The 20020-nt window shown below is 53.1% G+C and carries 10 protein-coding genes; 1 reads left to right on the top strand and 9 read right to left on the bottom strand.

Features of this window, described 5'->3' with window-relative positions:
• Positions 1-125 precede the first annotated feature (125 nt).
• A complete protein-coding gene (locus Q0Y46_RS09115; protein WP_297946807.1) occupies positions 126-2441 on the bottom strand; it encodes a family 43 glycosylhydrolase in 2316 nt (771 codons plus the stop codon).
• Between the two features lie 374 nt (positions 2442-2815).
• Here Q0Y46_RS09115 and Q0Y46_RS09110 point away from each other — a divergent pair, with 374 nt between their 5' ends.
• Positions 2816-4366: a prolyl oligopeptidase family serine peptidase gene (locus Q0Y46_RS09110; RefSeq protein WP_295678485.1), complete on the top strand. Its 1551-nt coding sequence runs from the start codon at positions 2816-2818 to the stop codon at positions 4364-4366.
• A 164-nt stretch (positions 4367-4530) separates the two neighbouring features.
• Here the strand turns inward: Q0Y46_RS09110 and Q0Y46_RS09105 are convergent, their stop codons facing one another.
• The 8 genes from Q0Y46_RS09105 to Q0Y46_RS09070 form a co-directional block, all read right to left on the bottom strand.
• Entirely contained in the window at positions 4531-7512 is a 2982-nt protein-coding gene (locus tag Q0Y46_RS09105; protein ID WP_297946805.1) for a glycoside hydrolase N-terminal domain-containing protein, read from the bottom strand.
• Positions 7513-7729: 217 nt separating this feature from the next.
• Positions 7730-11260, bottom strand: a complete 3531-nt coding sequence (locus Q0Y46_RS09100; protein WP_297946803.1) for a glycoside hydrolase family 2 TIM barrel-domain containing protein — start codon at positions 11258-11260, stop codon at positions 7730-7732.
• Positions 11261-11386: 126 nt separating this feature from the next.
• Positions 11387-11665 carry a type II toxin-antitoxin system YafQ family toxin gene (locus Q0Y46_RS09095; protein WP_290959523.1) on the bottom strand — a complete coding sequence of 93 codons (279 nt, stop codon included), beginning with the start codon at positions 11663-11665 and terminating at the stop codon, positions 11387-11389.
• Positions 11665-11898, bottom strand: coding sequence for a hypothetical protein (locus Q0Y46_RS09090; protein WP_290959521.1), 234 nt, complete (start codon positions 11896-11898; stop codon positions 11665-11667). Before Q0Y46_RS09090 ends, Q0Y46_RS09095 begins: the two co-directional genes overlap by 1 nt.
• Positions 11899-12103: 205 nt before the next feature.
• Positions 12104-14731, bottom strand: coding sequence for a carbohydrate-binding protein (locus Q0Y46_RS09085; protein WP_297946801.1), 2628 nt, complete (start codon positions 14729-14731; stop codon positions 12104-12106).
• 178 nt (positions 14732-14909) lie between these two features.
• Positions 14910-17012: a family 43 glycosylhydrolase gene (locus tag Q0Y46_RS09080; RefSeq protein ID WP_297946799.1), complete on the bottom strand. Its 2103-nt coding sequence runs from the start codon at positions 17010-17012 to the stop codon at positions 14910-14912.
• Between the two features lie 138 nt (positions 17013-17150).
• A complete protein-coding gene (locus Q0Y46_RS09075) occupies positions 17151-18545 on the bottom strand; it encodes a cellulase family glycosylhydrolase (RefSeq protein ID WP_297946797.1) in 1395 nt (464 codons plus the stop codon).
• 107 nt (positions 18546-18652) lie between these two features.
• Positions 18653-20020, bottom strand: a 1368-nt coding sequence (locus Q0Y46_RS09070; protein ID WP_297946795.1) for a carbohydrate-binding protein, incomplete at its 5' end; no start/stop codon positions are given.

Below are 20020 nucleotides of genomic sequence, written 5' to 3'. Positions count from 1 at the left end.
ATAGAGCCTTTTCCGAGGCTTAAAATCTATGGATAAATAGTCCATGCGCCATTGCCATTTTGTCAATGATGACGTTGACATTTTGGCGATGGAAAACAGTTTTTTTTTGACTAAAAAAACAAGGCTTATTTCGCGACATTGACCATAAACGATTCACGACCACGAACCTCGCGGACAATATAGACGGCAGGCCTCAAACCCTTCGCCCGGAGCGTTGTCGCGGCAGCGGTGCGATCCATGATCACCTTGCCTACAAAACGGCCTCCCAAATCGTAAATTCCATAAGTACGCGGGCCCACAATTTCGTGACGAAGAGCCTTGTACATACCCGTCGTCGAATCAGTTTCCGGAGCATCCTTGCCACTGACGAAATTGATGTAGTCAATATTCACGTAGTTGCCGACAATCAGCACCTTGAGCACATGCTCGCCCGCCGTCAACCCGGCAATGTTCGCCGATACAGTCGCGTAGGAAGACCAGTCTTCGCCTTTGGTTGCAACAAGCGTATCCGTGACCGCAACATCATCGACGAACAGCTGGACGCCCACATCGTCGGCATTGGTCGCCATGCTCACATAGACGGTGTAATCACCGGCAGTCTTCACGTCGACAGAATAGCGGAGCCATTCGCCGTCGGCAGTATAGCCGATCGCATAGCCCTTGGAAGCATCAGCAGAATCCAGCTGCACAATGTCCACGCCATCTTCGCGGTAGACCCCGCCCTCGTTTTCGCTGTCACTATCGCGGTAGGCGCGGTTCGCCTTGCCCTCATCATAGTTCTCGGCTTCGATCTTGCCCGGAATTGCGGCGCGAACTCCCTTGTACGGAGCCGGAGGAGTGGTATCCTGCTCAATGGCATCTAGGTAGATTTCGTCCTTGTAGTCGGTACCAATCTTGAACCAGTCAAAGTCGGCATAGCCGCCCGCCGTCTTGGTCGCGTAATTGAACAGGCCAAAGCGGTAGCCTACGAACATGTGGAGCGAATAACTGAGGCTTACGTTGTCCCCAATCTTTTTCCATTCCGAACCATCGGTGCTGTAGTAGAACGAGGCCGTACCGCGATCAATCGGCAAGTCAAAATCAACACGCAGATAAACCTTGGAATCGGAAAGCGGTTCACTCGCCTTTTCGGCTTCGCCCTTTTCGCTTCCGCTGTACATCACGACCTTGTAGCTATCGCCGCTCTTGGCTAGCGCGACAAAACCCTTGTCGTCTTGCAGGGCGACAAGGCCCGCAATATCGCCGTCCTTCATGCCCGAGCCATCCACGAGCGTCCTGCCGGAGCACTTGGGGCCGAACGTACGCTGGGTGAGCGTATTCTTCGCGGTCACAATTCTAGAATCGGTGCGGCTCGTGGTAATGCGGAAATACCCGGGATTCGCCGTCAAGCTCCAGTTCTTGTCGTCGGGATTGTGGTTCCACTGCCATTCGAGCGGAAGCACGTCAGAATCGAAATCATCACTTGTGACCATGCCATAGCCCGGCAACGGGGAATTAGGCAATTCAAGTGTCGCAGGGGCCTTCTTGTTGCCTCCTTCGGGTTCCGGCCAGCCATCTTTCCAGACCATCGGAACAAGGTGCGACATGCGGCCCACGGGGCCAGAATCACGGAACAAAAGCGCATACCACTTGCCATCCGGAGTGTCGAAAATGCCACCCTGGGCGACACCGTTATCCTGCAAGAAAATGCGGCCGGAAAAACCGTCCAAGAGGCTCTTGGAACGATAGACAACTTCCGTACGGCAGGCGCCGGCAGGCCAAGAAATCGTAAACAGGTAATACTCCCCGTTAATCTTTTCCATGTGCGAGCCTTCTTGCTGCACGTAATAGTTGCTGGAACCTGTCACCCGGTTGATACTCACGCCACCGAGCTTGCCGCTCTTGCCGCCCTGCTTGACGCCCGAGGCATCGTCGTTGAGCTGCACGTAGCTGATCTGGTCTCCGCTGCCGTAGAACACCCATGCGGTGCCGTCGTCATCGAAGAACAAGGACGGGTCGTGATAGAAGGGCAACTGCACCTCGGTCCAGGGGCCATTTTCCACATCTGCCGTTTTGTAGAGGTGCGTCTTATTGCTGGTGTATGACGGTGTCAATACATAGAAAAAGCCGTCACGGTAGCGGATGCTCGAAGCCCAGGAGCCCTTGCCGTAGGCGTCCTGGCCGTTCAGGTTCATATTATTGTTGTTGATGAGTGTCTGGTAGGCATACCCCACCGTGCGCCACTGCGCAAGGTCGGTACTCTTGAAAACAGGCACGCCCGGCGCAAAATGCATGGTCGTCGTCACCATGTAATAGGCGTCGTCTACGCGGACAATGGAGGGGTCCGGGCTATCGACATAGAGAATCGGGTTATTGACCGTATCCGCATTTGCGGTATCAAAAACGGCAAAAACAGCCAAAACGGCCACAACAAGCCTAGAAAGGCGCTTAAACGTTCCCATACTTACTCCTTGGCAACACCACCCTTCGCGGGAGGGCGCTGCACAACAAAACCACGACTATAAAATACCCTTGAAAACAGGACTTATTATTTGTTCCAAAACCGTTTTTATGGATTTTTTATCAAGACAAATCTCGTCCGTAATTTATTGACATTTGAACGTTTTTCGGCACTTTTTGTAAACATTCCCATACAAAAAGTGTTGACTTTTTACAATTTCCTCCCTTTTTTCTCAATATTCACAACACTTATTCTTTTGATTTATTCTGGAAAATACAGTGTTTCCTCCCATACTCCTATATTAAGCTAGGAGTATGCTCAACGGTCATCCACATGATCGGTGGTTAAATTAGAACGAACCAAAAAGGAGTACACATGATCGGTTCACACGTCAAGGCAATTGCAAGTGGGGTTGCATTGCTGAGCACAATGACCTTCGCATGGTCCATTTCTGGCACGGTGGTGACAGAAGCAGGCGAAGGGATTCCCCAAGTAGACATCAACACTTTCAATTTTGGCGGCTTTGGAACGCAGAGTGATGCCTTAGGCAACTTCGCCCTTTCCAGCGACGGTGCTTCCGCTCTGACGCAGGATCTCTCTCGCCAGGTTTCCGTGCACTATACGGGCAAAGTTTTGACGATGGAAGGCCTCAAGGCGCAGACCCTGAAGGTTGCCGTGATGGACGCCCTCGGCAAAGTCGTCTACGACAAAGAATTCCGCGAAATTTATGGTTCCCTGACTCTCGACCTGAACAAGGTCACGGGACAGCGTACATCGTTCCTCCGCATCACGACCAATGGCTCGAACAGCACCTACATGCTCACTGCCAAGGGCGCTTTGCTTAAGGAAGGCGATTTGCTGCCCATGCTCATGTTCGCAAAAGCTGGCTTCCAAAGCCTCAACTACCAGATGCAAGCCGAAAACGAAGCCGGTGTCAGGATTGTCATGAAGGCCGCTACCGCAGTAAGCAGCTCCAGCGGAACTAATGGCAGCAGTTCCTCGGAAAAAGCCGCCAGCAGTTCCTCCATCACATCGAGCAGCAATCCGGGCCCCAGCCAGCAGAGCTCTTCTAGCGTAGCTCCCGCATCCAGCGATGGCCCCACGACAGTGACTGTTGACTGCTCCGGCAAGACAGCAAAGGTCGGAGACAAGCAAAACATGGACGTGACCGTCGATGGCAAGAAGCGTACTTTCATCATGCACATTCCGAATGCCTACAAGGGCGACAAGCCCGTACCGCTCGTTATTGACTACCATCCGATTGGCGGTTCTGGTAATGGCGAATTTGGCAGCTCTCCGTACAAGGCCAAGACTGACCCCGAAGGCGTAATCACGCTTTACCCGGACGGCACTGGCAAACCGGGTGGAATGGGTAACGGCTGGAACGTCGGCCCCTGCTGCTCCAACGACGACGACGTCAAGTTCTCTTACGCAATGATTGATAAGCTCAAAGAAATCGCCTGCATCGACCCGCAGCGCATCTACGCAACCGGTTTCTCGATGGGTGGCGGTATGAGTAACCACGTGGCTTGCATGATGTCCGATGTCTTTGCAGCAGTTGCTCCGGCAGCTATGGACTTGAACAAGACCAACAGCGCCGCTTGCAAGATGTCTCGTCCTATCTCCGTCATCAACTTCCGCGGCACAAACGACCCGGTCTGCAGATATCAGGGTGGCGATAGCGGATTCAACGACGGTCTGAACTTCCTCGGCGCCGAAGGCACCTTCAGGTTCTGGGCCGAAAAGAACGAATGCCAGGGCTCCCCGACCAAGAACTCCAACGGTTGTGACGAGTACTCCAACTGCAAGGACGGCACGAAGGTCGTGCTCTGCACCAAGCAGGGCGGTGGTCACGACTACGGTGACGCAAGCATCGGCTGGCCGTTCCTCAAGCAGTTCACATTGCCCGCCAGCTTCGTGAAGTAATATTTATTCTTCATATTCTCTCCTCAGGCGCCCGTCTCCGGGGCGCCTTTTTATATGGTAGCGATGTATTAAGGAGCCACAAGGCAAACGACAGAAACGCCCCGGGTCTCCCCGGGGCGCCGCGTTTTTACGCGTTGGGTGTGGAGTACTTTTTCAAATGCGCTCTACAGGAGATTCATTTTCAAGGTCTTGGTTGCAGAACCGCAGCGGACCACCGCCACATAAACACCCGACTTCAGCGAGGTGAATTGCACAGCACCTGTACCGCTGCCCGCCTTCCTCGAAACGAGATGCCCGTTAGCATCGTAGAGCATCGCCGTGTAGGCATTGTTCCCAGGGACATTCACCATCAGCGCGAGTGTTGCACGGGACATTTTCACTTCGTGCACGGACAGCGTTGTCGGCACACGTTCCTGAATCACCGTAGTCGAAGAAGTCGCTTCCAGCTCAAACCAGTCGATGTTCAAGAGGTACGATTCCCCACCGGAATACTGCAACACAAGCGTCTGCTCGCCCACCGGGAGCTCAATTTCCGTTTCGCTTTCGTACCAGTCGTTCCATCCAGTCGTCTTGGCAGGGTCAACGGTCAACGAACCTAGCGCTTTCCCCGCAGAATCAGCAATCACGACCGTGGACTTTTCTTCGGCTCCGGATGCGACACGGGCACGGACCTTGTACGTTCCAGCGGTAGGCACATTCACCAGATAGCTGGACCAGTCGCCATCGTTAATCCAGCCCAAGTTGGGCTCGCCTTCTTCGTCGGGTTCAATCTGCACGCCGTCCATGGCGATATAGCTTTCGGCCTGAATCTTGCCGGGGATTTTGACCGGTTCATACGGCTGGTTGGTGAGTTTCAGGTTGCCATCGAATTCATAGACTGCGCCGGGGACTGTCGATGTAGAGAACGTATTCGAGCCATTCACGACATTGAGGGTCTGCCCTACAAGCGACTTGATAGAAATGTAGGCCAGCTTGCCGCCCTTCCAAGCCATCGAATCGATTTCGAAACCGCCACGGGCGCGGATACCCTTGACAGAGCCGTCCTTCCACTGCGAGGGGAGTGCCGGGAGCAAGTTAAGCCTGTTGTTGTGGCTCTGCAAAAGCATCTCGTTCACGCCGGAGACCGCACCGAAGTTACCATCAATCTGGAACGGCGGATGCGCGTCAAACAGGTTGTTGTACGTCTTGCTCGGGGTAAGGAGCATGCGGATCATCTTGTAGGCATGGTCGCCATCGTGCATGCGGGCCCAGAAGTTGATTTTCCAGGCGAGAGACCAGCCGGTCGCATCGTCGCCTCGCTGCTCCAGCGTGACGGCGGCACCCTTGATCAAGTCGGGAGTTTCTTCCGGGGTAATCTGCGCGCTCGGGAAAAGGCCGTACAGGTGCGAAATGTGACGGTTCTTGTTGTTCGGATCGTCCCAGTCCTGGAGCCATTCCGTAATCTGCCCGTACTTGCCCGTCTTGGTGGGCGGGAGTCTCTTGACTGTCGCTTCCATCTTGGTACGCACATCCTCGTCGACGCCCAAAATCTTGGACGCTTCAATCGTATAGTTCAGCACGTCGCGGATAATCTGGTTGTCCATCGTCGGGCCAAAGCACACGTTGTAGCCGCCGTGGTCGTTTTCCGGGGAATCGCTCGGGGCCGTGACCAGGTACTTGTTGCCCGTTTCCGGTTCTTCCACGAGGCTGTTCACAAAGAAGAGCGCAGCCCCCTTCATGGTCGAGTAGACATCCTGCAGGTACGCCTTGTCGGTCGGGTTAAAGAGGAAATGTTCCCAGAGGTGCGTGCTGAGCCAGCCGGCACCGCTCGGCCAAAGGCCCCAGGCACCGTCAATCGGGGCGGTACGGTTCCAGAGGTCGGTATTGTGGTGTTCCACCCAGCCTTCGTCCACGCCCCAATGCACCTTGGCGGTCTTTTCGCCCTGCGGCACCATGCTCTTGATCTTGTCGATGAGCGGCCACACGCATTCGCCGAGGTTGGCCGTTTCAACCGGCCAATAGTTCATTTCGAGGTTGATGTTCGTAGTGTACTTGCTGCCCCAAATCGGGTTCGTGTCCTTGTTCCAGATGCCCTGCAAATTGGCCGGTTGCCCGCCCTTGCGGGAACTTGCGATGAGCAAGTAACGGCCATACTGGTAATGGAGTTCAACAAGGGAGGGGTCGTTTGTCGAGTTGAAGTTTTTCACGCGGGTGCTGGTGATGTCACCCGCGCTCTTGTCGGGTTCACCCAGATTAAGGCTCACGCGGTTGAAAATTGCCTGGTAATCGGCCAAATGCGTAGCCTTGAGTTCGTCGTAGGATTTGCCCTTGACCTTGCTCATGATGTCTGCGGCGATGGAGCCCGGATTGCCGGAAACATCGTTGAACGCCTTGAAGTTCGTTGCGGTCGTGAGCACAAGCGTTGCGCTGTTCGCGCCTTCCACGGAAATGTTGCCGCCCGACACCGATACCTTGCCACCGTCGGCAAACACGTTCAAGCGGTTCTGGAACTTGATGGAATTGACAGTCACGTCGTAAATGAGCGTATTGCCTTCCGAAGACATGCTGTTGCTGCGGTGCGGAGTCGTCATAGTCGCGCCGAAATTCACGGAGCCGTCCTTGTCGGCCGAGAGATGCACCACGATGACATGGTCCGGATAGCTCGCGAAATACTCGCGCGTATGCTTCACGCCGCCCACCGAATACGTCGTCTTCGCGATAGCCGTACGGAGGTCGAGTTCGCGGCGGTAGTCCCCCGCCCCGTTATGAGACGTGGTAATCACGAGGTCGCCCACCGGCTGGAAACTCGCCGGACCCGGGCCAATCATGCGGTCGTTCACGATGGATTCCGCCGCACGGTAATCGCCGCGGAACAGCGCATCACGCGCATCTTTCAAGTAGTTTGCAGCACCCTGCTTGTTGTTGTCGCCGGGGCCGCCGGACCAAACCGTACTTTCGTTCAGGCCAATATAGTCCTTCGTGACGCCACCATAGATAAGGCCGCCCATGTAGCCATTGCCAATGGGAAGCGCATTCGTAAACTCAGTACCAGCATCGGTATTGTACCAAAGTGTCAGGGGATTTTCAGCCTGTACCGGAACAACGGTCCCAAGCACAAAGCTAGACAAACAGAAAAATTCGGCGGCAAAGCGCTTGACAAAACCCATACATCCTCCTCATTTAAGGAACCCTTTTTCGGATATCCCTAAGATATCTTATTATTCCGCCATCTAGAATGCGGCGAAACAATTCTTTTTGGACGAATTATCAATAAGCGATAATCGGTAGACCCAACAGGGTGGCGCAAAAATTCAGTTAATTTGTAAAAAAGGGCACCTGCGAATATTTTCCGCAGATGCCCTCGGGTATGGTGTGTAGGAGGTTCTACTTTCTTACAGAAATCCTATACGTCTGCCCGCCCTTCTTCGCCTTGACCAGGTAGACACCGGAACGCTGGACCGCACCGACAGTCTTCGCATGCAAATCCTCGACACCGCGAGTCGTGAACTTGGACACCAGCTGGCCCTGCATATTGAAGACGATATAATCCCTGGATTCGGCTTGCCATTGCACATTGTGCGTCGCAACATCCGGAGTCTTTGTCGTCGTATCCGGTTCAGTACCTGTCGTATCGGGATCGGAGCCCGTCTGCTCGGTATCCACGACCTTTTCAGTCGGATCTTCCTTCGCATCATTCGTGTAGATGTCCGTTGGATACTGCGCATCAACAAGGCTCGTTTCCAGATTCTTGAAACCGAGATTCGCATATGCACTCGGATCGTTCAGTTTTTTGCGAATCGGAGCGAGGCGGAACTTGTGGCTATACTCGTTCTTCGAGAACAGGCGGTAAGCATCGAGCGGTTCCGCACCCCAGCTGTTGATGCCGCCGAGGCCCATCTGGTGCAGATCCACGCGGAGGACGATATCCTTGTTGCGCTTGAGTTCCCACGGGAGCTTCACGTCGGTGAGTTGTTCCGGAGAATAATGCTGGGCGCTGAATTCCATGCGCGGGGAACCCACAATCAACAGGCCCTTGCCCTCGTCGTTGGTGAGGGCGGCCCACTTCACGTCGGTGCGCTGGCCCGTTTCGCCAATTTCCATGTACATCACGGTCATGGAGTCGGCATAGGTACCGTACATGCCCATGAAGCTTCCGCGGTTACGTCCGATGTAGTTTTCGTCCGGGCCACGTCCAAAGTAACGCACTCTTTCGTAGCCGCCCGGCACCGTAAAGAGTGTACCGACATTCGGGATGTAGCTCTTGCTGCCGTCGGGGGTAAACTTGTATTCCACGATAACATCGCCGCTACCGTAGATGGTGTAAGTCAGGCTCATGCGCGAAGAACCCACATCCGGGAATGCCAACTGGAATGTCACCTGGGTTTCCTGGGCGGAGACTTCCTTCACCTCGGCACCTCTCACGGAGCGCTTCGCCCCCGCATGGCGCCATTCGCCGTGACCGCGTTCCATGTTGAAACCCTTGTCGTTGTCGGTCGGGGCACGCCAGAAGTTCGGGATACCGCCGTCCCGGATAATCGTATCGCCATCAAGCACGTAGCTTGCAATCGTTGCGCTCTTCTGGTCGATGCGGATCTTGAAATCGTCGCCTTCAACAGTGAATTCGTCGGTGCCGCGGGTCACGCGGTGGCCGGGCAAAGAGCTGATGTCAATTTGAGCCGACTTGGCCTGGCCCACGTTAATCGCAAACTGCTCATGAGCGATGCTGAAACCAGTCTTTGCCCAAAGCTGGTTCTTCTTCAGGCGGAAGTCTATGTCGAGATGGTATTCCGAGCCGTTCTTGAATTCGACTTCCGGCATCTTGATAGAAATGTCCTTTTTCTGGTTCGGAGCGATATTCAGCTGGGAAACGTCAATTTTCCCTTCTTTGATGACCTTGCCGTCTTCCTTGATTTGCCAGTAACCATCGAGGAAATCACCCAGGTTCAAGAAGAGGTAACGGCTTTCGACGCTGAGCTTGCCCTGCGAAGCGTCCACGTTCCTCACGCGAATCTGGCTGTACTGATACTTGACTTCCCACATTTCGGGCTGAATCTTGCGATCGGGGAACACGAGACCGTTCGCGCAGAAGTTGTCGTCGTTCTGCCAGTCGCCCCACATGCCGCCAAATTCCCAGTACGGAGTGCCCTTGTGGTGCAAGCCCTGGTCGATAAAGTCCCAGATAAAGCCGCCAAAGGCGCGCGGATTCCTGTAAAAAGCGTCCATGTATTCCTGCAAATCACCCACGGAGTTGCCCATGGCGTGTTCGTATTCGCAAAGCATCACGGGCTTGTTTCCATCGTTGTAACCGTTGATGTAATCGTAACCCCAGTACATCTGGCTCATCACATCGGCATTGTTGTTGTCGCCTTCGTAATGCACGTAGCGTGTGGAGTCAATCTCGTGGGCACGCTGGCGTTCAGAAGCGAACACGTTTCCGTTACCCGCCTCGTTACCCAGCGACCACAGAATAATGCAGGGATGGTTCTTGTCGCGCTGCACCATGCTGTTCAGGCGGTCCACCACCGGAGCGCGCCAATCATCGCTACTCTTGGGCAGGTCACCGTTAGCGCCGTGGCTTTCCACGTTCGCCTCGTCAATCACGTAAATACCGTACTTGTCGCAAAGGTCAAACATCATCGGATTGTTCGGGTAATGCGACATGCGGAGCGCATTGATGTTGAAGCGTTTCATCAAGATGATGTCTTTTTCCATGCGTTCGTAAGTCACCGCACGGCCGTTATCCGGATCGAGTTCGTGGCGGTTCACGCCGTGGAACTTCACGGGCATGCCGTTCACGAACAAGCGCGGTGCCCCGTTGTCCTTCTTGATTTCCACCTTGCGGAAACCGATCTTGTTACTTTCGACTTGGATAATCTTGCCGGACTTGTCCTTGATGGCGAGCACCGCAGAATAAAGGTACGGCGTTTCCGCAGACCAACGGTTCGGCTTGCTGAGCGGGAGTTCAAAGTGTACGCTCTTTTCGGCTCCGTTCGGGCCAATGCCCGACACCTTCTGTGAACTGGGGGAGATCACCTCGGCACCGGATGCGTCGTAGAGGGAAAGTTCCACGGTAAATTCGTCGGACTCGGTTCCGGAGGAGTTGTAAATCCACGCCGTCGTCTTCAGCAAACCATCCTGGTAGTTGTTGGTGAGTGTCGCGTCAATCTGGAAATCCTGGATATGCACAGGCGGCACCGCATAAATGTACACGTCGCGCATGATGCCCGAAAGACGAATGAAGTCCTGGTCTTCGAGCCAACTACCGTCGCACCAGCGGAACACCTGCACAGAAATGTTGTTCTCACCCTTGCGCAGGTACTTGTTGATATCGAATTCGTGCCCCGTAAAAGTGTCTTCGCTATAGCCCACGTAATTGCCGTTCACCCATACATAGTAGGCAGATTCCACTCCTTCAAAGTGGACGCGGATACGCTTGCCATCCCACTTTTCGGGAACAGTGAAGGTGCGGCGGTAATGGCCCACCGGGTTGAACTCGGTCGGAGCGCCCGGAGCGGAGACCCTGTTGTTCTGCGCCCACGGATAAACAACGTTGGTATAAATCGGGTGGTCATAGCCGTGCAGCTGCCAGGAAGACGGCACCGGAAGATTGTCCCATCCCGACACATCGTAATTGTCCTTGTAGAAGTCGTTATTGCGCTGGCTAGGCTTTTCGACATGGAAGAATTTCCACGTACCCGAAAGCGTCTGGTACCATTCCGAAGCGTGGCGATCCCCCTTGATAGCCTCTTCTACAGTAGAGTACGGCATCGAGGTCACGTGCGGCGTAAGTGTATTCACGCCGAAAATACGCGGCTTGCCGTTCCATTCGTCATTAGGCTGGGAATTTGCAGTTGAAACCATCACGGCACAGAATGCCGCACACGACATAAAAGTCGAAAGCGAAAAACCATTCATAACATCCTCTTTGTTTTACACCCTCTAGAAAAATACCCCATTTAAGGAGGATTTTTACAACGATTATGCAACTAGTGTGGATTTTTTGTCAAAAGGGAAAAGGCTTCTCTAACTGTTCTTTTCCTATCATTTTTTAAACAAGTCTGAATGAGTCCCTGTCCTAGTCAAATACAGTATCAAGTTATCTTTCTCTATTTCATAAATCAACAGCCAATCGGGCTCAATATGACATTCCCGACATCCCTTGAAATTTCCAGATAGAGCATGGTCACGATTCGCTTCTGGCAAAGTTTCACCCGCAGCAAGTTTTTTGATGACATCTGTCATTTTCTGTATGTCGTATCCACGTTTTTGAACTAGTTTAAGATCTCGCTTAAACTGATTAGTCGGCTTTACAGAATACATTATGCGAGCAACTCCCGCATCATCGTATCGACATCTGTATAAGACTTGCCTTTCGACGGGTCAGCCTTCATTTCTTCAACTTCGCGAAGAGCGGCTTTTGTATCCTCGTTAAAATCATTCTGCGAACATTCCCGTTCAGAACGGAACAAAATGAAATCGAAAAACTCATCGACCTCATCAAAGCTGTCTTCAGGCAGTGTTCGTAGTTTTCTTTCTAGAAGTTCCAAGGACATAAAAACCCCATTCAAAGGACATTCTTTTATAAATATACTCTTTTTAAATCAAAAAGCCAACTCCGGAATTTCTCAAGATGGCATATTCAAGCTATTTTAGAGGCTATATTTTGCCGTTTTTTGCAGAGACATAATGCGGCAAAAGTAAACAAAAACAGGCAGTAGGAGATTCCTTCCTACTACCTACTGTTTACTGTCTATTTTTTTATCTCACCTGCACGCGCAAGGCTTTGGCATGTCTAGATCCACGAACAAGGTAAATACCCTGGGCAAAGCCTTCGCGTACGAGCGCATTGCGGACGGATTCTCCGCGCAATTCCACGCGGCCTAAATATTTGCCTGTAAGTCCAAATACGTCGTAAGCAGTTTCCGGGCTCACCTCAAGCCGCACCTTTTCAACCCATTGCGTTGGCGGCAAAGTCTGGTTTGCCGAATCCGCGAACTGGATCCAGTCAATGTTCAGGTAGTCACCCGTAATAAGCAGCCGGATCACATGCTCGCCCTGCTTGAGTTCAACAGTGCCCACATCGATTTCCTTATACACGTCCCAAGTCGAATCGGTTTTCGGGACCGCAACGGTATCTGTAACAGCATTATTGTCCACCAGCAACATGAAGCTAGACGTTTCGGAGGCCGTAGCCACATTCGCCTTGACAAAGTACTTGGCGTCGGCGGGCACGTTCACGGAGTATTCCATCCATTCGCCAGCCTGCGTATAGCCAACGGCATAGCCCTTGCAGCCTTGGGTCGCAGCGGAATCGGTGCATTCCAGCCCGACAACATCCACGCCATCTTCACGGTAGGCATTTCCCTGGTTGGCAATATCCTTGTCGCTGTAAGAAACACCTTGGCCGCCTTCGTCGTAATCTTCTGCCTGCACCAAAGCCGGGAACACGAAGGCGTTCTTGAACGGAGCCTGCGGAATCGGATTTGAGAAATCAGCCAGCGGGATGTTCGAAATCTTGTCTGCAAGATTCTTGAATTCACCCTGAAGGCCCGCAGCGGCAGCAACAGACTCAATATAACCGCCATTGTTCCTTTGAGTAAATTGTCCCGGCTGGTTTTGGCCGACACCACTCGGAGAATTCTTGTACGAGTTATTTTCGACCGTAAAGCCGCTGGAGCCTTCATCGAGGTAAATTGGCAAGACCCAGTAATCGGACCACTTGGAGGCACTATAATCGTGGAGGTAGTTTTCCTTGATTTCGCTACCAGTGCCCTGGTTGCTCAAAGTGTAAATCGGTCCGGAATCGCAAAGCAGGCGAGAAATGTGGTGAATATTGTTCTTGTTGACATGGTTGTTGGTCATGGCCGTTTGGTCTTTGGTCCAGCCAAACCCAAGGGAAATTCCTGAATAGTAAGTGTAGGAAATTTCGTTATTTTCAATCACCACATAGCGCGGGTAACCTGCACCGATACCCACAGCACCCTGGTGTTCGTTTGTCACGTTGGTCACGAGGTTATTGCGAATGGTGTCGCGTGTACTGATTTCTTCCTTGTCGCTCGGATTGTAGGCGATATGAATTTCGGTCGTGGAGTCCTGATAGAACTTGCCAAGCATAATGCCTGCAGCGCCAATTTCGTAGAACACGTTGCCTTCGATTACGTCGTCGTTCGTGCCCGATACAAAGTCAAGACCGGTCGCTGCCATTTGCGTAAAGGTGCAGTTCTTGACCAGGAAATGGTGAGCATTTTCGACACGGAAGCCGGCATCCGGACGCCACAGCAAGAACTTGTTGCTGTTCAACCTTTCCCAATTCCCGCGACCAGGATCCGGAAGGACATCCACATTGAAGTTTGCCGCCTGCAAATCCAGGAAACCTTCTTCGCTGGGGCGGGTATAGTTGGAATGAGCAAAGTTTAGGCCTTCGAAACTCATATAGCCCACCTTGTTCTTGGTATCCTTACCTAAAACGTTGAACAAAGTATTGAAACGGGGAGCAACCACATTGGCCGTAGCCATGCTTTCTCCGGAACGGGGCTTGTAGTAAAGCACATGTTCCTTTTCATCCAGGTACCATTCACCCGCAGCATCAAGCAAATCGTAGGAGTTTTCCAGATAGAAAACCTGCTGCTTGGGCGGATTGCTCGTGAAGGCCGTACCGAGCATCGGGTATGCGCGATGGAACAACTTGGTACGTTCAGGATCCTTGGGGATGAGTTTTGCAGTACCGCCGTTCACCTGAACTTTTTCCAATCGCAAGATGCTTTCGGCCCAGGCGATCATCAGATGGATTTCAACATCCTCGATGTTCTTGATATTCTTGACGTAGTCCGCAGAAACATCAAAGGCGCGGCCCGAAGAGTCCACCTTCGTAAGGCGTACAAAATCGTGATCAAAAGAGCCTGCGCCCTTGTCATTTGCTGCAATTGCGTTGGGGAAGCAAGCGCGAACGGCCTTCTTGCCATTCACGTACAACTGGCGGAAATTGCCTTCGACGCCTTCGGCCTTCCAGATACCATTCGCCTCATCATGGATGGCCCAGCCAGTAATTGGCATGCCGCCCGTGATTAGCGGATTTTCGCCATTGTAGGCCTTGTAGCGCACGTAATGGCCGTCCTTGCCGCCGTCGCGTTCGTCAAAGTTCACCGTGCTGTTCAGCTGGTAGGTTCCCTCGCGCAAGTACACGACGATATCGCCCGTCATGGTGCCGTTGATTTCGCGAACGGCCTTCTGCGCCTTGGTTATTGTCTTGAAGGGTGCCGCTTCCGTTCCCGGATTGGCATCACTGCCACTGGGTGCAACATAGAAAGTCGCCTGTTCCTGAGCAAAGCCCAAACTACCCACTAAGCAAAACGTTGCAAAAGCAACAAAACCAAACATTCTACACATTGTTTCATCCTCTTTTTGGACCCTTCTATAAGATACCTTTAACAATGTGTTTTTTCACCGAACAGGCTCAAGTTATCGTGGACACTTTATCCAAAAGAGGAAAGCGTAAAATAAGAAATCAGACGCTCCGATTATCCGGAACGCCTGACTTTTGGGATGTGTATATAGGAATTCTTTTTTACTTGGCCGTGTTCACCACATGCACGCCGGAAGCGTTACGCACCATGTAGATTCCAGGCCTGTAGCCCGCCATCTTCAAGGATTCCGCAATGGTCCCGCCGGTAACATTCACACGGCCCAAGCGCTTGCCAGACACGGAGAAAACCTCGTAGCGCTGCGACTTTGCAGCATTCACAACCGGAGTTTTAATGGCAAGAGCCGGTTCTGCATTCGGGTCGGTAAATTGCAACCAGTCCACATTCAGATAACCGCCCGTAATGAGCAACTTGAGCACATGTTCGCCCTTCTTGAGTTCCACAGAGCCGACATCGACGATCTTGTATGTTGTCCACACCGAGTCTATTTTTTCGATAGCCACTGATTCCGTGATTGCCTTGTCGTCTACGAGCAACTGCATCGCAGAAGCATCCGATGCGGTCGCCACATTTGCGGTAATTTTGTACGTCGCATCGGCAGCGACATTGATGGTGTACTCTACCCATTCGCCTTCGTTGGTGTAGCCAATGGCAAAGCCTGTGCAGGCTGCCTCGCCACACTTGGAATCGTCAATCGCCACAATGTCGACTTCGTCTTCGCGGTAAGCTCCACCCTGATTTTCGCGGTCGTTGTCGTAGAAGGCCTTGTTGTGGCCGCCCACGTCGTAGTTCTCGGCTTCAATCTTGCCCGGCACCGCGGCAGCGACATCATTGTAAGGAGTCTGCGGAACAGCAGAAGCGTTGCTGACCATGTACCAGTAGTCAAAATCAAAACCGCCCTGTTTCACGACAAAGAACAAGTCATCGACACCAGCCGCATCTGTCAAGGCAAAAGTATGTTCTTCCCACTTGGAACTGGACGGGACATCGATAGAGGCAAGGAGCGCACCCTTTTCGGAACCCGCATGGAGTTCGAGTTTGCCTGCATCACCCTTTGTGCAAATGGTGATACTGTCGGCACCATCGCCCATGTCCACAGAACGGACCTTCGTATAGAAATTGCTACCCATATTGGTGAGGTAAACTGCACCATTTTCCGATGCCACATGGTTGATGATGGTGTAGTTTCCACCTTCGGGGTCACGCGGTTTATCAACGCTGATGCCGCCCACCCAAGACTTGGTCTCGGCTTCCACACGCTCGAACGGGTCGAGGTTCTTGATGGGCTTGACCACGCCATTATCGGTCGGCTTGATGGTCGGAATCGTGCCGTCGGCATTCCAGGTAAATTCTTCAATCGCAGTTGAACGGCTGTAACCGCCACCGCTCACATTTTTCTGGTTGTGGTAGAAGAAGAAGCTACGGCCCTTGAAGTCGATGATACCGCAGTGGTTGGTGAACGCAGCACCGTTACCCGGTTCCATGATGAGGCCGCCCCAAGTCCACGGACCCGTCGGGGAGTCGCTCGTGGAATACGAGATTCTCTCGCCGCCGTTGCCAGTGCCATGCGATGCGTAGAGCATGTAGTACTTACCGTCGCGCTTGTGGATCCACGGGCCTTCGGTGTACACGGAGTTGCCATTCGGAGAGAAGCCGCGGCTCATGTCGAACACCTTGATTTCGCCGTCGAACTCAATCATGTTTTCCTTGAGCTTGGCGTAATAGAGCTTCGGGTTACCCCAGTAGAGCCATGCCTGGCCGTCATCGTCAATCCATACGGTCGGATCGATGTAGTCCCAGTTCGGGCCGGCGAGGTGCTGACCGTTGCGGGCATCCTTGAACGGACCTTCGGGCTTGTCGGCCACAGCGACGTTGATAGCGCGGCCACCGCGGGTCGATTCCACGGTCACGTAGTAGTAATACTTACCGTTGCGGCGCACGACTTGAGCGGCCCAGTCACCGTTCTTCTTGGCATTGCCACCAAAGCTTTCGTTGGAGAGGATAAGCGTCCCCTTGTCGGTCCAGTTCACCATATCGGTGGTGCAAGAAACGCGCCAGCCGTGCATCGTGAAGAAGTGGCCCCCTTCGTCGTTACCGGTATACACGCAGACCGTGTCGCCAAAGACGACAGGAGCCGGGTCTGGAGAATAATATGTCTGGATAATCGGGTTTTCAGCCATTGCCTGCGAACAGAGGCCAAATCCAACAAGGGCAACAGCCCATTTTGCACATTTTACAAAACTCATTGTAACATCCCTTTCGCCATTTAAGCGGCGGTTTTCATAACCCACCCTGTAAAAATACCCCCAAAAAGGGGGCTTTTTTTCATTCAAAAGGCATTTCGCATGGACAAGTTATCAATAATTAGAATACGCAGAAATCCATCATTTTACGCGAATTTGAGCATTCAAGCCACCACCTCGCACCAAATAGACACCACCAGCGTAGCCGGCATTCTTAAGCAACGCCGAAACATCCACACCGGCACCGACGCGCAAGGCCACGCGGCCGAGGAAGCGTCCCGTCATGCTGAACACCTGGAGAGGCTCCGGAGACATGCGCTGCCACCGGACATTCCCATGGAGAGCCGCCGAGCTATCCGCCTCCGCAGACGAATCCGTGGAAGCGACAGGAGCGACCGTAGAATCCTTAGGCGAAACCGGAGCAATCGAGTCGGCGGCATGAGAAGCCGTATCCTTCACACTCGTATCCGCAACAACCGTACCCGTCGATGTCGTATCGGTAACGGTGGTATCCTTGGGTTGTTCAACCGCCACGGTGTCCGCCCAGGCACGCTGCATGCGGTCCACGCCCGACTGGTTCACAACTTCGAGCTTGATATTTGCCCCTTCGCCGACGCGCTTGGTCATGCTGTACCAGTCACCGTCACGGAGACCCGGCCAGTAGAAACTGCCCATTTCCCAATCATGCAGCTGGTCGCTCATGCCGCGGATGTAGGCCGTGAAATAGTTGTTCGGCGGCTGGTTGTAATCCATGTAGTCGTAATGCACGCCATTCTTTTCGCCGGGGCCCATCGCGCCGCCCCATTCCGTACAGACCGTACGGTCGACATACTTGCCCACCTTCCCCTTGAAGCTTCCTTTCCAGCCTTCTTCGGTGGTGATACTCATATTCCAGAAGGTGTATTCGTGAACCGCGAACAGGCAGCCCTCGAAGCGCGGGTCGTCGGCAATGTCGGGCACGTTCCAGGCAAGGCCCGAGCCGTCGAGCAAAATATGGTCGCGCGGCACGTCCGGGAACTTTTCGAGCCACGTCGCATATATTTCGCGAAGTTCCTCCTTGCTGTACATGTGCGGTTCGTTGAAAATTTCAAAATAAGCATTCGGGTGCTTGCCGTACTTCTCGACAAGCGTCGCCCACATTTTCCACCAGTCGTTCATGTCTTTAGGAGGAGCCGGCTGCGCAGGGCCCCAGTAAGCCATCAACAGGCGGCCACGCTTCAGCGCTACGTCCAGAACGCCCGAATAGGCGGCAAGGTGCCTAAGCACCGTCGGCTCGTTCACCGGGATTCTCACGCTGTTCGTGCCCAGCACTTCCTGGAACTGCCCGATGACGCGTTCCGCCACCACAGAAGCCGACTCGTAGTCGTACGACTGGCTCAGCCCCGAAAGTACCAACACATCGGAGACGAAGTTATCGCGTTTGTCGGCCCAGTTGACGCCACGAAACTGGCTCGTGATTGCAAAGGAACTCACCGCCGAAAAAGCGATGCAAGAAAATGCGACAATCGTGGCCGCAATGAATTTTGAACCCTTCATAACATCCTCTTTTTTTACACCAATACAAAAATACCTACGGCACACAAAAAAAAGAACCCCCGCGAAGGGAGTTCTATTGATAAGTTATCAATAGGGAATATTCGTTTTTATTTCACCTGGACGCGGTGGGCAACGTTGCCGCTACGTACAAGGTACACACCCTGAGCAAATCCTGCACGGCGCAAACTCTCGGACATTTCGCGAGCCGATTGCACACCCTGCATTTCCAAACGGCCCAGGAACTTGCCCGTCATACTGAACACCTTGAGCGATTCGGCAGAACTACGTACAAAATTCACCTTACCGAGACGGAGTCCGGGTTCGGGTTCCGTTTCCGTTCCGGGCTCAGGTGTCGAAGCCTCTTCGCCCTTTTCCTTATCAATGAAGTTGATGTAGTCGATGTCCATCCAGTCGCCGGTTACCGTAAAGCGCAGGATATGTTCGCCCTCGGTCAGTTCCACGTCGGCCGTGACCACGTTGTATTCGTCGTAGTTGTCTTCGCCCGTAGTAGCGGCAGGCACAGCAATTTCTTCGGTGATGTTCTTGCCGTCCACGGAGAGCTGGAAACTCGAGGTATTGTTGGCAGAAGCAACCGCGGCATTCATGACATAAGTGCCGGTAGAGGCGACCTTCACGGTGTATTCGAGCCATTCGCCAGCCTGGTTGTAACCCACAATGACGCCCGTAGCCTTCTTGTAAAGGTCAACGCCCGTTTCCTTGCGGTAGTCACTGTCGCCACGGTTTTCGGCATCGGTTTCATTGTAGGTGGTGTTACCCTGACCCACGCCGTTCACGTCGAAATCTTCCATTTCAATCTTGCCCGGAATAGCGAGAGCTTCACCCTTGAACGGTGCGCGCGGAACCGGCTTGAGAACCAAGCGGAGCAGTGCAGAACCGTGAGCCGGGAGTTCGATAGAAACGTGGGAAACCGGACCCAAGTCCTTCTTTTTCCAAGCATCGCGAACTTCCACTTCACCGTCTACGCCGATGTCCTTAAAATCGCATTCAACGGTCTGGGTAGAGTTGTTATTGTTGAGGAGCGCCACGGCGATGTCGCCATTCTTCAATGGCTTTGTCCATACCTGCTTGCCGTTCTTGTCAGAAATGCGATGGCCCTGAACGCCCAGGGAATCCTGGTTAATGGCAATCATGTCCTTGTTCAGGTAGAGTTCCTTGGTCTCATTGCTCATACTGCGCACGTCGGAACTGATCATGATGGGGGCAGCCATGATGGACCACATCGTCATCTGGGAGCGTTGTTCTTCGTAAGAGAGGCCCCTGTTGCCTACCTCGAGCATGTCCGGGTCGTTCCAGTGGCCGGGCTTTGCAATTTGCCAGTACTTGTTATTGGCATCGATAATTTCGTAAACGCCGCGGTACCAGGATGTGGAAATCCATTCGGGACCAATATCAAAAGTGGTGCGCCAGAGGTTCGCGATTTTAGGCATCCAATCCTTGTATTCCCACATGCAAAT

This window comes from uncultured Fibrobacter sp. (genome assembly GCF_947305105.1).
Classification (GTDB): domain Bacteria; phylum Fibrobacterota; class Fibrobacteria; order Fibrobacterales; family Fibrobacteraceae; genus Fibrobacter.
Note: the sequence above shows the minus strand (reverse complement) of the source record. Positions and strands in the feature narration are given on the sequence as shown.